A 14,353-nucleotide genomic window follows, 5' to 3' on the forward strand; every position below is an offset into this window, starting at 1 on the left:
GCACGCGGAAGCCCCACGGCCCCGACCGGCGCGCGCCACGGACCCGAGGCGAGCCGCACGACGAGGGGCGGTGCCGGACGAGGGGCGGCGGCGGGTCGTGGTGGGTCTGGCGGGAGCCCGCGAGGAACGAGCGGCCGGATGGTAGACCCGCCGCCGCCCCTCGGGAGGCACCGCCCCGGGGGACGCACCGCCCGGAACACGTCGGAAGCAGCGACGCGAGCACCCGTCAGCCCCGCGGCACCACCGTGTAGCGCCGGTTCGCGAGCGACGGGTTCCGCTCCCGCACGCTCGCCAGCGCCCCCGGGTCGAGGTCCGCGCTGCGCAGCTCCGCCCGCTCGCCGAGCTCCAGCCCCACCTGCCCGTCGGGCCCGACGAGCAGCGAGCGTCCGATGACGCCCTTGCCGGCCTGGCCCACGGCGAGCACGACGGCGGTGTTCTCGATGGCGCGGGCCCGGGCGAGGGTGCGCCACTGGTCGGCCTTGAGGTCGCCCGCGGCCCAGGCGGCGGGGACGACGAGCACGTCGGCGCCGGCGTCGACCAGGCGCCGCGCACTCTCGGGGAAGCGCAGGTCGTAGCAGGTCATGACCCCGAACGTGAGGTCGCCGACGCTCAGGACGAGCGGGGGTGCGGCGGGGTCGCCGGGGTCGAGCCGGTCGGACTCGCGGTGCCCGAAGGCGTCGTAGAGGTGGACCTTGCGGTAGGTGCCGACGAGCTCGCCGTGCGCGTCGACGGCGACGACGACGTTGACGGCGCGCCCGGGCGCGCTGCCGGGCACGAGGGTGCCGGCGACCGCGGCGACGCGGTGCTCGCGCGCGAGGCGGCGCAGCATGGTGACGAACGGCCCGTCGAGCGGCTCGGCGTGCTCGGCGCCGGTGCCGCGGGGCTCGAAGGCGGCGGCGTACTCGGGCAGCACGAGCAGGTCGGCGTCGACGCGCGCGGCCTCGCGGAACGCGGCGGCGACGGTCACGAGGTTCGCGGCGTGGTCGGCCGAGACCTCGATCTGGCCGATCGTGACGCGCGCTCCGGCGCCCACTCTCAGTCCCGCCCGCCGGGTCCTGCGCCGGGCGCACCGTCGCCGGGCGCGCCCTCACGGGGTGCACCGTCGCCGGTGCCCGGCGCGGAGCCGGTCGCGTCGTCGGTCCCGCTCTCGTCGAGCGGGCCGTCGGCGCCGATCCCCTGCACCTCGGCGTTGTGCCGCATGCGCCGGAGCTGGCGCGAGAGACCGAAGAACAGGCCGACGGCGGCGAGCGCGACGGCGAAGATCGCGAGGAAGCCGACGAGTCCCGGGGAGACGTCGGTGGGCTCGAGGTCCTCGCGCAGCGGGTCGTCGGACGGGCTCGGGGTGGCCGTCTCGGCGACGACGTCGGCGGCCCAGCCCGGGCCGCCGGCCCCGGTGAGCGTCAGGGTGTCCGGGAGGGAGGTCGTCGGGCTCACCGGGCGGCCTCCTCGGCGGCGACGAGCTCGCGGACGCCGGCGAACAGGTCGTCCTCCGGCAGGTCGGTGGGGACGCGCGACTCGGCGAGCTCGAACTCCTCGTAGGGCCACACGTCGACCTCGAGGTCGCGCGGGATGGCGAAGAAGAAGCCCTCGGGGTCGATCTGGGAGGCGTGCGCGATGAGCGCGGCGTCGCGCTGCGCGTAGTACCGGGCGACGTGGACGCGCGTGGTGACCTCGCGCTCGGGGATCTCGCGCGCGGACCGGGACTCGACCCAGTCGCCGAACGGGGACTCCAGGCCCGCGCCCTGCATCGCCTCGTGGAGCGTGCGGATGCGGTTCATCGAGAAGTCGTGGTTGTAGTAGAGCTTGAGCGGCGACCAGGGTGCCGCGCCGCCCTCGCGCCGGTAGCGGTCGGGGTCGCCCGCGGCGTGGAACGCCTCGAACGCGACGCGGTGGCACATGACGTGGTCGGGGTGCGGGTACCCGCCCGTGGGGTCGTACGTCGTCATGACGTGCGGGCGGAACTCGCGCACGAGCTCGACGAGCGGCGCGGCGGCCTCCTCGAGGGGCACGAGGCCGAACGAGCCCTCGGGGAGCGGGGGCAGCGGGTCGCCCTCCGGGAGCCCCGAGTCGACGAACCCGAGCCAGTGCTGCCGGACGCCGAGCGCGCGGGCCGCGGCCGCCATCTCGACGCGCCGCAGGGCGCGCATGCCCTCGATGCCCTCGGGCCCCTCGCCGAAGCCGGGGTTGAGGATGTCGCCGCGCTCGCCGCCGGTGCACGTCGCGACGAGCACGTCGACGCCCTCGGCCGCGTAGCGCGCGGTGGTCGCGGCGCCCTTGCTCGACTCGTCGTCGGGATGGGCGTGCACGGCCAGGAGGCGGAGCCTCTCCGGCTGCTCGCGATGGGTGGTCGATCCGGCCGCGGGTTCGGCCACTGGTCCTCCCGGGTGCGTCGTGCGTCTCCTCGCACGGCCGCGGACGTCGTGGGTGCACGACGAGCGCCGGGGCTCTGCGAAGATGGGTCGAGGACATGATCCCCCACCGCGCCCACACCTGACGAACCGCCGGTCACCGCCGGCACGCCGCCGGGCCAGCGACAGGGCGCGGCGGCACCGACCACGGGACCCGCAGCCATGACGAACGAGACCACCGCCCCGCAGCCGAGCCCGGGCGCGCCCCTGCGACCGCCGGCGGGCCGGTACGGGCCCGAGCCGACGGAGCGGCGCCGACGCCTCGCGGTCGTCGGCATCGTCCTCGTGGCGGTCGTGGGCCTCGCCGTGACCTTCGTCATCGGGCTGCGGTACGCGAACGAGCCGGTCCGCTACAAGGACTTCGGGTTCACCGTCGTGGGCCCGGAGCGCGTGGACGTGACGTTCGAGGTCTACATGGACCCGGGCACCACGGCGACGTGCACGCTGGACGCGCTCGCGGAGAGCTACGCGCAGGTCGGGACGGTCGACGTGACGGTCGGGCCGGTCGAGTCCGCCCAGTCCCGCTACACCGTGAGCGTCGCGACGTCCGAGCTCGCGACGACGGGCGTGGTGCAGTCGTGCCGCGTCGTGCCCTGACCGGGTCCACCACCGGTCCGGCGCGCCCGCGCCGACCTGCGCCGGCGCCGTCGGTACCTCGTGCTTTGCTATCCTGAGGGATTCCCGCACCCACCGCGTGGAGCCCGTGGCAGGTGCCCGTGACAGGCACACGTCCACCGGGCACCCACGGAGGACCGGCGGGAGACCAGTCCTACGCGCTGCCACCCGGTCAGCGTCACCGACCCGGGCAGGCAGGCGCACCGCGAACGCACGCGCCCCGGCTGCCCGCACCCGTACGGCCGTGCGACCGACCCGGCCGTCGACCATGGAAAGGAAGGAGCGAACCGTGACCGACACCACCGTCACCTGGCTGACCCAGGAGGCGCACGACAGGCTGCAGGCCGAGCTCGCCCACCTGTCCGGCGAGGGCCGCACGCAGATCGCGGAGCGCATCGCCGCTGCCCGTGACGAGGGCGACCTCAAGGAGAACGGCGGCTACCACGCCGCGCGCGAGGAGCAGGCCAAGAACGAGGCCCGCATCCGTGAGCTCACCGAGAAGCTGCGCAACGTGCGGATCGGCACGCCGCCGGACGACGGCAAGGTCGAGCCCGGCATGGTCGTCACCGCCGTCGTCGCGGGTGACGAGATGACGTTCCTGCTCGGCTCGCGCGAGATCGCCGGCACGACCGACCTCGACGTGTACTCGCCGACGTCGCCGCTCGGTGCCGCGATCGACGGCAAGACCGTGGGCGACGAGACGAGCTACACCGCCCCCAACGGCAACGAGATCGCCGTGAGGATCACGGCCGCGAAGCCCTTCGAGGGCTGACGCACCTCGCCCGCACGGACGCTCCGACGGCCCGGCCCTCCCCCGGAGGTGCCGGGCCGCGGCGCGTCCGGGCACGGTCAGACCCGGGGCGTGCCGCCGTCGCTCCGCTCGACGCGGTAGCCCTCGGAGCGCAGGTGCGCGACGAGCTCGTCGCAGTGCTCGGGGCCCTTCGTCTCGACCTGCATGCGCACCCACGCCTCGCCGATCGCGAGGCCGACGTCGGTGCGGTCGTGGTCGATGTGCATGATGTTGCCGCGCCTGGCCGCGACGGCCTCGAGCATGCGCGCGAGGGCGCCGGGGCGGTCGTCGAGCAGCACCTGGAGCTGGATGTACCGTCCCGCGGCGGCGAGGCCGTGCCGCACGACGCGCAGCAGCACGAGCGGGTCGATGTTCCCGCCCGACAGCACGACGACGACCGGGCCCTCCACGGGGTCGGCCGCGCCCGCGTCGACGGCGGCGGTCCCGGACAGGAGCGCGGCGACGCCGGTGGCCCCGGCGGGCTCGACGAGCAGCTTCGCGCGCTCGGCGACCATGAGCAGCGACCGGGAGATCTCCTCCTCGGTCACGGTGCGGACCTCGACGCCGTGCCGCGCCAGGATGCCGAACGGCACCGCGCCGGGCGTGCCGACCGCGATGCCGTCGGCCATCGTCGCGGCGATGCGGGCCGTCGTCGGCTCGCCCGCGGTGAGCGACGCGGGGTACGCCGCGGCGCGCTCGGCCTGCACCCCGACGACGCGCACGTGCGGCGCGGTCTGCGCGAACGCCGCGGCCAGGCCCGCGACGAGGCCGCCGCCGCCGAGCGGCGCGACGACGGTCCGGACGTCGGGCACCTGCTCGAGGATCTCGAGCGCGATCGTGGCCTGGCCCGCGACGACGTCAGGATGGTCGAACGGGTGGATGAACACCGCGCCCGTGCGCTCGGCCTCGGCGCGCGCGGCTGCGAGGGTCTCGTCGACGTCGGCGCCGACGAGCCGGACCTCGGCGCCGTACTGGCGCGTCGCCGCGACCTTGGGCAGCGCCGCGTCGACCGGCATGTACACGACGGCGCGGATGCCGAGCAGGCCGGCGGCGAACGCGACGCCCTGCGCGTGGTTGCCCGCGCTGGCGGCGACGACGCCGCGCGCCTTCTCCTCGTCGCTCAGGCGCGCCATGCGCACGTACGCGCCGCGCACCTTGAACGACCCCGCGCGCTGCAGGTTCTCGCACTTGAGCAGCACGCGGACGCCGGCCGCCTCGCTGATCGCGCGGGTCGTCTGGACCGGGGTGCGGTACGCGACGCCGTCGAGCAGGCGGGCCGCGTCGCGGACGTCGTCGAGCGTGACGGGCGCGACCTCCTGGGTCACCGCGCGCCTCCCGGCGCGTCGTCCGCCGCGCCCGCGTCCTCGGGCCCGGCGACGGGAGAGTCCTCGACGGCCGACCGCTCGCGGCGTGGCCGGCGACGCCGCACGCCCGCGACCTGCAGGTCGGCCTCAGCGCGCGCGACCACCGGGGGTTGCGGGCTCCCCCGCACGACGATCCGGTCCTCCGTGCCGAGCTCGGGGAACTTGTCGTGCCCGTGCAGGTACAGCACGACGGTGTTGAGGACGGCCGCGAGCGGCACCGCGAACAGCGCGCCGACGATCCCCGCCGCGAAGCTCCCCGCGGCGACGACGAGCAGCACGGCCACCGGGTGCAGCGAGACCGCGTGGCCCATGAGGAACGGCTGGAGGATGTGCCCCTCGATCTGCTGCACGAGCAGCACGATCCCGAGCATGACGAGCGCCTGGACCCAGCCCTGCGCGACGAGCACGACGAGCACCGCGATCGAGCCGGTGACGATGGCACCGACGATCGGGATGAACGAGCCGACGAACACGAGGATGCCGAGCGGCACCGCGAGGCCGGGCACGAAGAACGCCGCGCCGACCCCGATGCCGACCGCGTCCACGGCGGCGACGAGGATCTGCGTGCGCGTGTACGCGGCGAGCGTGACGATGCCGCGGCGGCCGGCCTGGTGCACGCGGTCCCGGGCGCGCAGCGGGAGGAGCCCGACGACCCACGACCAGATCGCCCGCCCGTCGAGCAGGAAGAAGAACGTGCAGAACAGCGCGATGAGCGCGCCCGCGACGACGTGGCCGAGGGTCGTCGCGGCGCCCAGCGCGCCGGACACGATCGAGTCCTGGTTCTCGGAGACGGCGCTGCCGGCCTGGTCGAGCCAGTGCGAGATGGTCGTGGAGTCGAGCCCGAGCGGGCCCTCGGCGAGCCAGTCGGTGAACTGCTCGAACCCGTCCACGGCCTGGTCGCGCAGGTCCTGGAAGCCGCCGACGATCTGCTGCCCGGCGACGGTCACGAGCCCCGCGAGCACCACGAGCAGGCTGATGAGCGCGGCGCCGGAGGCGAGCCCGCGCGACATGCGCAGGTGCCGCGCGTAGAAGCGCTGGACCGGCGTGAGCAGGACCGTCAGCAGCAGCGCGACCGCGATGGGCACGACGATCACCTTGAGCTGCGTGACGAGCCACAGGCCCGCGGCGATCGCCGCGCCGACGAGCAGCAGGCGCCACGACCACGCGGCGGCCGAGCGCACCGAGTCGGGGACGGGCGTCGTGCCGGGGCGCCCGGGCGGCAGCGGGTCGGGGGTGCGGTGGTCGGTCTGCGCGGTCACGGTCAAACCCTAGGTGAGCGGGGCGTCGCCGGGGGCGGAGCGGCGCGCGCGATTCGCGCGGTGTGCGCAGGATCTCGCCGTCAGGCGAGCGCGCGCTCGAGGTCGGCGACGAGGTCCTCGACGTCCTCGATGCCGACCGAGAGGCGCACGAGGTCGTCGGGCACCTCGAGCGCCGTGCCCGCGACCGAGCCGTGCGTCATGCGTCCCGGGTGCTCGATGAGCGACTCGACGCCGCCGAGGGACTCCGCGAGCGTGAAGACCTGGGTGCGGGCGCACACGTCGAGGGCCTTCGCCTCGCTGCCGACGCGGAACGAGACCATGCCGCCGAAGCCCCGCATCTGCCGGGCCGCGAGCTCGTGCCCCGGGTGCGTCGCGAGGCCCGGGTAGATCACCTCGGTCACGGCGGGGTGCGACGCGAGGAACTCCGCGACCGCGGCCGCGTTCGCCTGGTGGCGGTCCATGCGCACGGCGAGCGTCTTGAGCCCGCGCAGCGTGAGCCACGCGTCGAACGGCCCCGCGACGGCGCCCGACGCGTTCTGGTGGAAGCCGACCGCGCCCGCGACGTCCGTCCCGCCCGCGGGCGACGCCAGGCCGCCCGGGAGCTGCGCGCCCGTCGCGACGACGAGCGCGCCGCCGACGACGTCGCTGTGCCCGCCGACGTACTTGGTCGTCGAGTGCACGACGACGTCCGCGCCCAGGGCGAGCGGCTGCTGCAGGTAGGGGGTCGCGAAGGTGTTGTCGACGACGAGCAGCGCCCCGGCCTCGTGCGCGACGCCCGCGAGCGCCGCGACGTCGCTCACGCCGAGCAGCGGGTTGGTCGGCGTCTCGACCCACACCACCTTCGTCTCGGGCCGCACGGCCGCGCGGACGGCGTCGACGTCGGTGAGGTCGACGGGCGTGTGCTCGACGCCCCACGGGCCGAAGACCCGGGCGACGAGTCGGTACGTGCCGCCGTACGCGTCGTCGGGCACGATCACGTGGTCGCCGGGGCGCAGCACCGCGCGCAGGAGCGTGTCCTCCGCGGCGAGGCCCGACGCGAACGCGTACCCGCGCGCGGCGGGCGACCCGTCCGGCGTCGACGGCAGCCCGCCGGACTCGGCGGCCGCGAGCGCCTCCTCGAGCGCGGTGCGCGTCGGGTTGGCGGAGCGCGAGTACTCGTAGCCGCCGCGCAGGCCGCCGACGCCGTCCTGCTTGTACGTCGAGACCTGGTGGATGGGCGGCACGACGGCGCCGGTCGTCGCGTCCGGGTCCTGCCCCGCGTGGATCGCGCGCGTGGAGAAGCCGGTGGTGGTCCAGTCGGGGTGCTCGCTAGGCGTGGTCACCCGACCACCCTACGGCGCGCCCCGCGCGCCGAGCATGTGGTTCTGGCTCGTCCCGCTGCCTGGACGGGCCGGGACCACATGCTCGGCCCGCGGGCCGGTCGACGGCTGGGGAGGTGGCGGCGGTGACGGTCGCGCGGCACGGTAGGAGGCGGGCGGCGACCGTCGTCCGGCGACCCGGAAGGAGCCCCTGGATGAGGATCGACCTGGACGGCAGGAGAGCGCTCGTCACCGGCTCGGCGCAGGGCATCGGCCTCGCGATCGCGCGCACGCTCGCGGGGTGCGGGGCGGCGGTCGTCGTCAACGGGCGCTCCGAGGAGACGGCGCAGCGGGCCGCCGCGGACGTGCGCGAGCACGTGCCGGGCGCGGACGTGCTCGGCGTGGCCGCGGACCTCGCGACCGACGAGGGCACCGCGACCGTGCTCGACGCCGTCCCCCACGTGGACGTGCTCGTGAACAACCTCGGCATCTTCTCGAGCGAGGACCCGCTCGCGATCGACGACGCCACGTGGCGCCGCTACTTCGAGGTGAACGTCCTCGCGGGCCTGCGTCTGACGCGCGCCTACCTGCCCGGGATGGTCGATCGCGGCTGGGGTCGCGTGCAGTTCATCGGGAGCGACTCGGCCGTGGTGATCCCGGCCGAGATGATCCACTACGGCGTGACGAAGACGGCGCTGCTGGGCGTCTCGCGCGGGTTCGCCAAGGCGGCGGCCGGCACGGGCGTCACGGTGAACAGCGTGCTCGCCGGGCCCACGCACACGGGCGGGGTCGAGGCGTTCGCGCGCGAGCTCGTGGGCGACGACCTGCCGTGGGACGAGGCGCAGCGCGTGTTCATGCGCGAGCACCGCCCGCAGTCGCTGCTCCAGCGCCTCATCGAGCCCGAGGAGATCGCGCACATGGTCGCCTACCTCGCGTCGCCCCTCGCCTCGGCGACGACGGGCGCCGCGGTGCGCGTGGACGGCGGGTACATCGACTCGATCGTCCCGTGAGAGCCTGCGGCGAGCACGCGACGCGGGCCGGAACACCGGGCACCCCTGCTGCGTTCTACCCCGTGCCAGGACGATGCGTCGTGGGCCAGCGCCCCGGTCGTCCCGGCCCCTTCAGGAGGTAAGCGATGAACTCGATCTTCGACGCGATCTTCGGCTCGTCCGGCAAGACGACGATGGTCGCCCCCGAGGACACCCTCCCCGGGCGCCAGTCCCCGGTCCTGCAGAACCCGCGCCCGCACACCGTGCTCGGCACGTCCATCACGGGCCCGTGGCCCGAGGGCACGCGCGTGCTCTACCTCGCGATGGGCTGTTTCTGGGGCGCCGAGGAGATCTTCTGGCAGGTTCCCGGCGTGGTGAGCACCGCCGTCGGCTACATGGGCGGCACGACGCCGAACCCCACCTACGAGGAGGCGTGCACCGCGCGCACGGGGCACACAGAGACGGCGCTCGTCGCGTACGACCCCACGAAGGTCTCCGAGGAGGAGCTCCTCAAGATCTTCTGGGAGCGCCACGACCCGACGCAGGGCTTCCGCCAGGGCAACGACGTCGGCACGCAGTACCGGTCGGCCGTGTACTGGACGACGCCGGAGCAGGAGCGGGCGGTCCGGGAGACCGCCGAGCGCTACGGCGCGGTGCTCGAGGCCAAGGGCTACGACCCGATCACGACCGAGATGCGACCCGCCGCCGAGGCGGGCCCGTTCTACTACGCCGAGGACTACCACCAGCAGTACCTCGACAAGAACCCGAACGGCTACCGCTGCCACGCGACCACGGGCGTCCCGTTCCCGAGCGCCGCGTAGCGCCGGGCCGGACGTGACGAGCGGCCCCCGACCCGGCCGGGTCGGGGGCCGTCGTGCGTCAGGCGCGCATCCCCAGGAGCACGCGGGTCACGCGCGTGCGCCGCACGAGGAGGTCGTGCACGGCGAGGAGCACGACGCACGAGAGCACGACGACCACCGCGTACTTCACGGGCGCGGGGAGGTCCCACCGCACGACCGGGTGGGCGACGGCGACGACGACCGGCTGGTGCAGCACGTACAGCGGCAGCACCGCCGCCGCGAGGTACGCCCACGCGCGGCGGCGCCACGCGCCCCGCGCGGTCGCCTCCTCCGTCCGGGCGCCGTCCGCGCGACGGCGCGCGCCCCAGCGGTCCAGGTACCCGAGCAGCGCGACGACCCAGCACCACCCCGCGACGCCGTACAGGATCCGGAACGCGAGCTGCGCCGCGCCGTCGCCGGTGAACGCGCCGACCTCCTGGGCGGGCCCGAGGAACAGCGCCATCCCGACGGCGAACGCGCCGAGCCCTGCGAGCGCGGCGAGACCGGCGTCGCGACGCACCGCGGCCCGGACGCGCTCGTCGGACGCGAGGACGACGCCCCCGAGGAAGAACAGCAAATAGGCCCACCGGCTCCACGCCGCGAACCCCTCCTCGAGCTCGTGCGCCGCGCACACGGCCCCGACCGCCGCGGCGGGCACGAGCACGGCGCCCCGCCCTCCGGCGGCCGACCCGAGGCGCTCGCGCACGCGGTGCGCGACGTCACCGGGCACGAGCCGCACGAGCCGCACGAGCGCGGCGAGCGTGAACGCCCACGTGAGCAGGAGCACGAGGAACCACAGGTGCCCGGTCTCGAAGTGCTCGCCGTCGAGGACGAACGGGAAGTCCCCGGGCTCGAGCCGCACGGCGAAGAACCGCGGCCAGAACGCGAGGTACGAGCCGGTCCACGTGCCGTCGGCGCGCGCCCGCAGCCACGGCGGGAACGGCAGGAGCACGACGAGCGCGACCACAAGCGGCACGCCGAGCCGCAGCATGCGCTCGCGCACGTACCCGGCAGGTCCGCGCCGCCGCACCGAGCCCCACGCCCCGACGCCCGCGACGGCGAAGAGCAGGGGCATCGCGCACACGACGACCGGCGCGACGACGTACGTCGTGAGCTCGGTGGTCTCCGCGTTCTTCACGTAGAAGTCGTCGCGCGCGTCGAACACGAGCGCGGCGTGGAAGAGCACGAGTCCCGCGACGACCGCCGCCCGGACCGCGTCGAGCTCGCCGCGCCGCCCCGGTTGCCGCGTGGGCCGTCGCTCCACGCCTCGCATCATGGCACCGTGTGCGGGTGACGTCACCCGCCTCCGCCCCCGTACCCGACGCGGTGCGCTCGCCGTGGGCGACCGGTTCGCCCGCGCGGCTGCTCGCCGCGGTCCTCGTCTCGGGCGCCGCCGTACTGCTGTTCGCGGTCCACGTGCGCCCGCTCGGGTACGTGCCGCTCGTGCTCGGCGTCGGGCTGGGGCTGCTCGTCGACCGCCGGCTCGGGCGCGACCTCGCGCTCGTGGCCGTGGGGATGGCGATCATCTCGACGATCTCGCTCGAGGCGGACCTGTCGGACGCGGGGATGCTCCGGTTCGCCGTCGTGCTCTCGCTCGCGGTGCTCGTGCCCTGGGCGCTGTCCCGGTTCGCGTTCCGCGAGGACGCGGTCCGGTTCCCCGTGGCGACCGGCCGGCGATGGTCGCGCGGGCAGGTCGTCTACCTCGTCGTGGTGGTCGTGGCGGGGTACCTGATCCTGCCGTTCTACTTCATCGGGTCGGGCGCGTACCGCAACTGGCCCGAGATCACAGGCGGGCAGGAGATCGCGCGCCTGTTCGTCGGGGTCAACGCGGTGGGGATCTGGGACGAGCTGTTCTTCGTGTGCGTCGTGTTCGCGCTCTACCGCGAGCACTTCGGGCTGTGGACGGCGAACCTGCTGCAGGCGACGGTGTTCGTGTCGTTCCTGTGGGAGCTCGGGTACCGCGAGTGGGGCCCGTTGCTCACGGTCCCGTTCGCGCTCGTCCAGGGCTGGATCTTCTCCTGGAGCAAGTCCCTCACCTACGTCGTCGCGGTGCACCTGCTTTTCGACGTGGTGGTGTTCATGGTGCTCGTGCACGCCCACCACCCCGAGCTGTTCGACGTCTTCGTCACCGTCCCGCGCTGACCTCAGCTCGCGGCGAGGAGCACGCGCCGCACGCCGTCGACCCGGCACGCCGCGGTCACCGCGGTCGTCGCGGGACCCGCGAGGAGCGTCACGGTCGCCACGACGACGGCCACCCCGACCGCCGCGCCCGCCACGACGTCGTGCGGGAAGTGGACGCCCTCGACGACGCGCGCCGCCGCGACCGCGACCGCGAGCACGACCGGCAGGACCACCCACGTCAGCACCGCGTGCCACGGCGCCCGGTACCCGTGCCGGGCGGGCACGGCGCCCGGCGCGCGGACGGCCGGCGCGCCCGCGAGGACCACCGCCGTCGCGAGCGCGGCGGCGATCGCGGTGTGGTTGCTCGGGAACGACCAGTCGCCCACGGCCGGGCAGTGCGCGACCTCGACGAGCTCCCAGCACCCGCGCGGCTGGCGGACGAGCGACTTGACCGCCTCGCTCGCGGCGTACGCGACCACGGCCCCGGCCCCGGCGGCGAGCGTCGTCGCGACGGCCGCGGGCCCGCCACGGCGCGACCGCCACGCGACCGCCGCGCACAGCCCGAGGAGCACGAGCACGCCGCCCTCGGCGACGAGGCCCGAGCCGGGCAGGTCGGCCGTGCGGGCCGTGAGCGCGAGGTAGAGGGCCTCGCTCGGGCCTCGCAGCAGCCGCGCGACGAGCACGACGAGCGCCGCCCCCGCGAGCCACGAGAGCGCCGCGAGCGCCTGCCCCGCGAGCCCGGGCGACGCGTCCGGTCCAGCGACCGGCGGGGCCTCGTGCGCGAGGCCGGGGTCGGTGCGGGGTGGGGTGAGGGTCGCGGTTCGGGACGAGTCGGGCACAGTCACCGGACGAGGGTATGCCGGGTGAACCGCGGGTGAACATCCGCCCCACGGCGGACTCCGGCGCCGGCGCCTCCGCCCGGGGCGGGACACCCGGGCCACGGGACGGGCCGCGTCAGCCCTGGGCGGAGGTGTCCTCCGCGGGGACGTAGAACGCCGTCGTCGCGGCCACGCGGGCTGCGACCTCGTCCTCGCCGAGGCCGTCGGCCGCGGCGAGCGCCGAGCCCCACGCGGCGCTGCTCGCGACGTTGAACGCGCGCAGCTCGGGGCTCTCAAGGACGGCGGCCGGGTCGAGCGCCTCGCCGCTGTCGAGATGGAGCCCGAGCCCCAGCAGCGCACCGTCCCAGCCGACCCCGACGGCCCCGGGGCCGAACTGGTCCCACATCTCGGGCGGCACGACGGCGGTGTGCTCGAGCGTGAGCGTCGTCCCGCCGCCGTCCGCGGGTGCGAGCCGCACCTCGACGACCGAGGAGTCCTCCGGCGTCGGCGGGCCCATGACCCACGTGAGGCGCAGGAGCCGCGGCGCGTCGCACGCGCGGATCTCGCCGCCGGCGTTGCCCTCGACCTGGAACGCGCCGCCCACGCGGAAGTCGCCCGTGACGGGCAGGAACCAGCGCGGGATGCGCTCGGGGTCGGTGACGGCGTCCCACACGTCCTCGACGTCCGCCGGGTACGTGCGCTCGATCGTGATGACGCGGGCCTCGCCCGCCGGGAGCGAGCCCGTCCCGACGCTGCGGCGCGCCGCCTCGAGCTCCGCGATGAAGTCCTTCATGCCGTCCTCCTGGTGGTGTCGGTCGGGTGCTCGTCGTCCTCGGCGGCCTCCGCGGCCGCCGCCCTGCGGCGTCCGCGCGCGCCGCGGGCCAGCTCGGTCCCGAGCGCGTCGAGCCGCTGCTCCCAGAACCGGCGCAGCCCCGCGGCCCAGTCCTCGACCGCGTCGAGGGCGTCGGGATCGAGCGCGTAGAGACGGCGCGTCCCCTCGGGGCGCACCGTCGCGAACCCGCTGGTCCGCAGGACCCGCAGGTGCTGGGACACCGCGGGCTGGCTGATCCCGAACTCCGCGCCGACGAGGTCGGCGATCTCCCCCGCGGGGCGCTCGCCGCGCGCGAGGTGCTCGAGGATCCGCCGCCGCACGGGGTCGCCGAGGACGTCGAACGCTTCCATGCCCACCACGCTTCACCCGTTGCTTATATAAGTCAAGACCTATGGAACGCGAAGGTCGCGCGCCATGACGCGCTGCGGCCCGGCGCTCCCGCCGAGGTAGGCCCCGCAGTCCGTGAGCCCGGTGCGCGCGTAGGCACGACGGCCCGCCGCGTTGCGGTCGTTCACCGTGAGCACGAGCACGGCGAACGGCGTGGCCCGGCCCCGCACGCGCGCGAGGTCCCCCACGACGCCCGGCAGCAGGCTCACGACGCGCGAGCCCACTCCCCCGCCCTGCGACGCGACGTCGACGAGGAAGCCCCGGAAGAGCACGACGTCGTCGGCACCGACCCCGCCGAGGAGCGCGACCACCTCGGCGGGCGCGCCGCCCGGGTGCAGGACGCCGAGCGCGACCGGGTCGCCGCCGGGCGGGCGGGCGACCACGAGGTGGCGGTCGGGATCGGCGTGCGCCGCGGCCACGACGTCGGCCGCGGGCGGCACGAACGCCTCCTGCCCGGGCCCGAGGCGCAGCCGCAGCGCACCGGCCAGGAGCGTGGCGCGCTCCGCCGGCGGCCGGGCGTCGAGCAGGACGAGCCCGACCGGGGCGGCGTCGCCCGCGGGCGGGGCACCCGCGTCCCGCGCGGGCGGGGCACCGGCCCGCTCGGTCACCGGCGCTTCCCGCCGCGGCCGCGCG

General features: G+C 75.6%; 16 protein-coding genes. 5 read left to right on the top strand and 11 right to left on the bottom strand.

Annotated features, from left to right (window positions below; all coding sequences use genetic code 11):
- Positions 1-226: 226 nt before the first annotated feature.
- Genes GJV82_RS15220 through mca form a run of 3 tightly spaced genes read right to left on the bottom strand, consistent with a single transcriptional unit; the run spans position 227 to position 2,312 of the window.
- Positions 227-1,033: a carbon-nitrogen hydrolase family protein gene (locus GJV82_RS15220; protein ID WP_318657698.1), complete on the bottom strand. Its 807-nt coding sequence runs from the start codon at positions 1,031-1,033 to the stop codon at positions 227-229.
- 2 nt (positions 1,034-1,035) lie between these two features.
- Complete coding sequence (locus GJV82_RS15225) at positions 1,036-1,434, bottom strand: hypothetical protein (protein WP_155099821.1); 399 nt, start codon at positions 1,432-1,434, stop codon at positions 1,036-1,038.
- The gene (gene mca, locus GJV82_RS15230; protein ID WP_155099837.1) at positions 1,431-2,312 is read right to left on the bottom strand and encodes a mycothiol conjugate amidase Mca; all 882 of its coding nucleotides are present in this window, start codon (positions 2,310-2,312) and stop codon (positions 1,431-1,433) included. Before mca ends, GJV82_RS15225 begins: the two co-directional genes overlap by 4 nt.
- 258 nt (positions 2,313-2,570) lie before the next feature.
- Here mca and GJV82_RS15235 point away from each other — a divergent pair, with 258 nt between their 5' ends.
- Positions 2,571-3,005, top strand: coding sequence for a DUF4307 domain-containing protein (locus tag GJV82_RS15235; protein ID WP_155099822.1), 435 nt, complete (start codon positions 2,571-2,573; stop codon positions 3,003-3,005).
- 307 nt (positions 3,006-3,312) lie between these two features.
- Positions 3,313-3,795 carry a transcription elongation factor GreA gene (greA, locus tag GJV82_RS15240; protein ID WP_024839446.1) on the top strand — a complete coding sequence of 161 codons (483 nt, stop codon included), beginning with the start codon at positions 3,313-3,315 and terminating at the stop codon, positions 3,793-3,795.
- A 77-nt stretch (positions 3,796-3,872) separates the two neighbouring features.
- Here greA and ilvA read toward each other — a convergent pair whose 3' ends face one another.
- From ilvA to GJV82_RS15255, 3 genes are all read right to left on the bottom strand, one after another.
- Positions 3,873-5,138: a threonine ammonia-lyase gene (gene ilvA / locus GJV82_RS15245; protein WP_318657699.1), complete on the bottom strand. Its 1,266-nt coding sequence runs from the start codon at positions 5,136-5,138 to the stop codon at positions 3,873-3,875.
- Complete coding sequence (locus GJV82_RS15250; protein ID WP_318657700.1) at positions 5,135-6,436, bottom strand: AI-2E family transporter; 1,302 nt, start codon at positions 6,434-6,436, stop codon at positions 5,135-5,137. Before GJV82_RS15250 ends, ilvA begins: the two co-directional genes overlap by 4 nt.
- Positions 6,437-6,516: 80 nt before the next feature.
- Entirely contained in the window at positions 6,517-7,758 is a 1,242-nt protein-coding gene (locus GJV82_RS15255; RefSeq protein ID WP_318657701.1) for a cystathionine gamma-synthase, read from the bottom strand.
- Between the two features lie 191 nt (positions 7,759-7,949).
- Here GJV82_RS15255 and GJV82_RS15260 point away from each other — a divergent pair, with 191 nt between their 5' ends.
- Positions 7,950-8,744, top strand: a complete 795-nt coding sequence (locus GJV82_RS15260) for an SDR family NAD(P)-dependent oxidoreductase (protein ID WP_155099824.1) — start codon at positions 7,950-7,952, stop codon at positions 8,742-8,744.
- A gap of 125 nt (positions 8,745-8,869) precedes the next feature.
- Positions 8,870-9,544, top strand: a complete 675-nt coding sequence (gene msrA / locus GJV82_RS15265; RefSeq protein WP_034603345.1) for a peptide-methionine (S)-S-oxide reductase MsrA — start codon at positions 8,870-8,872, stop codon at positions 9,542-9,544.
- Between the two features lie 58 nt (positions 9,545-9,602).
- Here the strand turns inward: msrA and GJV82_RS15270 are convergent, their stop codons facing one another.
- A complete protein-coding gene (locus GJV82_RS15270) occupies positions 9,603-10,826 on the bottom strand; it encodes an acyltransferase family protein (protein ID WP_318657702.1) in 1,224 nt (407 codons plus the stop codon).
- Between the two features lie 62 nt (positions 10,827-10,888).
- Between GJV82_RS15270 and GJV82_RS15275 the strand changes: the two genes are divergently transcribed.
- The gene (locus GJV82_RS15275) at positions 10,889-11,704 is read left to right on the top strand and encodes a CPBP family glutamic-type intramembrane protease (protein ID WP_115943046.1); all 816 of its coding nucleotides are present in this window, start codon (positions 10,889-10,891) and stop codon (positions 11,702-11,704) included.
- 2 nt (positions 11,705-11,706) lie between these two features.
- On the opposite strand, the gene GJV82_RS15280 is transcribed toward GJV82_RS15275, so the two are convergent.
- The 4 genes from GJV82_RS15280 to GJV82_RS19530 all read right to left on the bottom strand — a co-directional run.
- On the bottom strand, positions 11,707-12,528 hold the full coding sequence (locus GJV82_RS15280) for a phosphatase PAP2 family protein (RefSeq protein ID WP_155099826.1): 822 nt from the start codon (positions 12,526-12,528) through the stop codon (positions 11,707-11,709).
- Positions 12,529-12,637: 109 nt separating this feature from the next.
- Positions 12,638-13,294: an SRPBCC family protein gene (locus GJV82_RS15285; protein ID WP_115943048.1), complete on the bottom strand. Its 657-nt coding sequence runs from the start codon at positions 13,292-13,294 to the stop codon at positions 12,638-12,640.
- On the bottom strand, positions 13,291-13,683 hold the full coding sequence (locus GJV82_RS15290) for an ArsR/SmtB family transcription factor (RefSeq protein ID WP_155099827.1): 393 nt from the start codon (positions 13,681-13,683) through the stop codon (positions 13,291-13,293). Before GJV82_RS15290 ends, GJV82_RS15285 begins: the two co-directional genes overlap by 4 nt.
- A 39-nt stretch (positions 13,684-13,722) precedes the next feature.
- Positions 13,723-14,353: N-acetyltransferase (locus tag GJV82_RS19530; protein ID WP_225873394.1), on the bottom strand; the 631-nt coding region annotated here is incomplete at its 5' end.

The organism is Cellulosimicrobium composti, from assembly GCF_009711085.1.
GTDB classification, from domain to species: domain Bacteria; phylum Actinomycetota; class Actinomycetes; order Actinomycetales; family Cellulomonadaceae; genus Cellulosimicrobium; species Cellulosimicrobium composti.

Coding starts and splice junctions, on each gene's coding strand:
- GJV82_RS15235 (WP_155099822.1), top strand. CDS start 2,571: ATGACGAACGAGACCACCGCCCCGCAGCCGAGCCCGGGCGCGCCCCTG.
- GJV82_RS15260 (WP_155099824.1), top strand. CDS start 7,950: ATGAGGATCGACCTGGACGGCAGGAGAGCGCTCGTCACCGGCTCGGCG.
- msrA (WP_034603345.1), top strand. CDS start 8,870: ATGAACTCGATCTTCGACGCGATCTTCGGCTCGTCCGGCAAGACGACG.
- GJV82_RS15285 (WP_115943048.1), bottom strand. CDS start 13,294: ATGAAGGACTTCATCGCGGAGCTCGAGGCGGCGCGCCGCAGCGTCGGG.
- GJV82_RS15290 (WP_155099827.1), bottom strand. CDS start 13,683: ATGGAAGCGTTCGACGTCCTCGGCGACCCCGTGCGGCGGCGGATCCTC.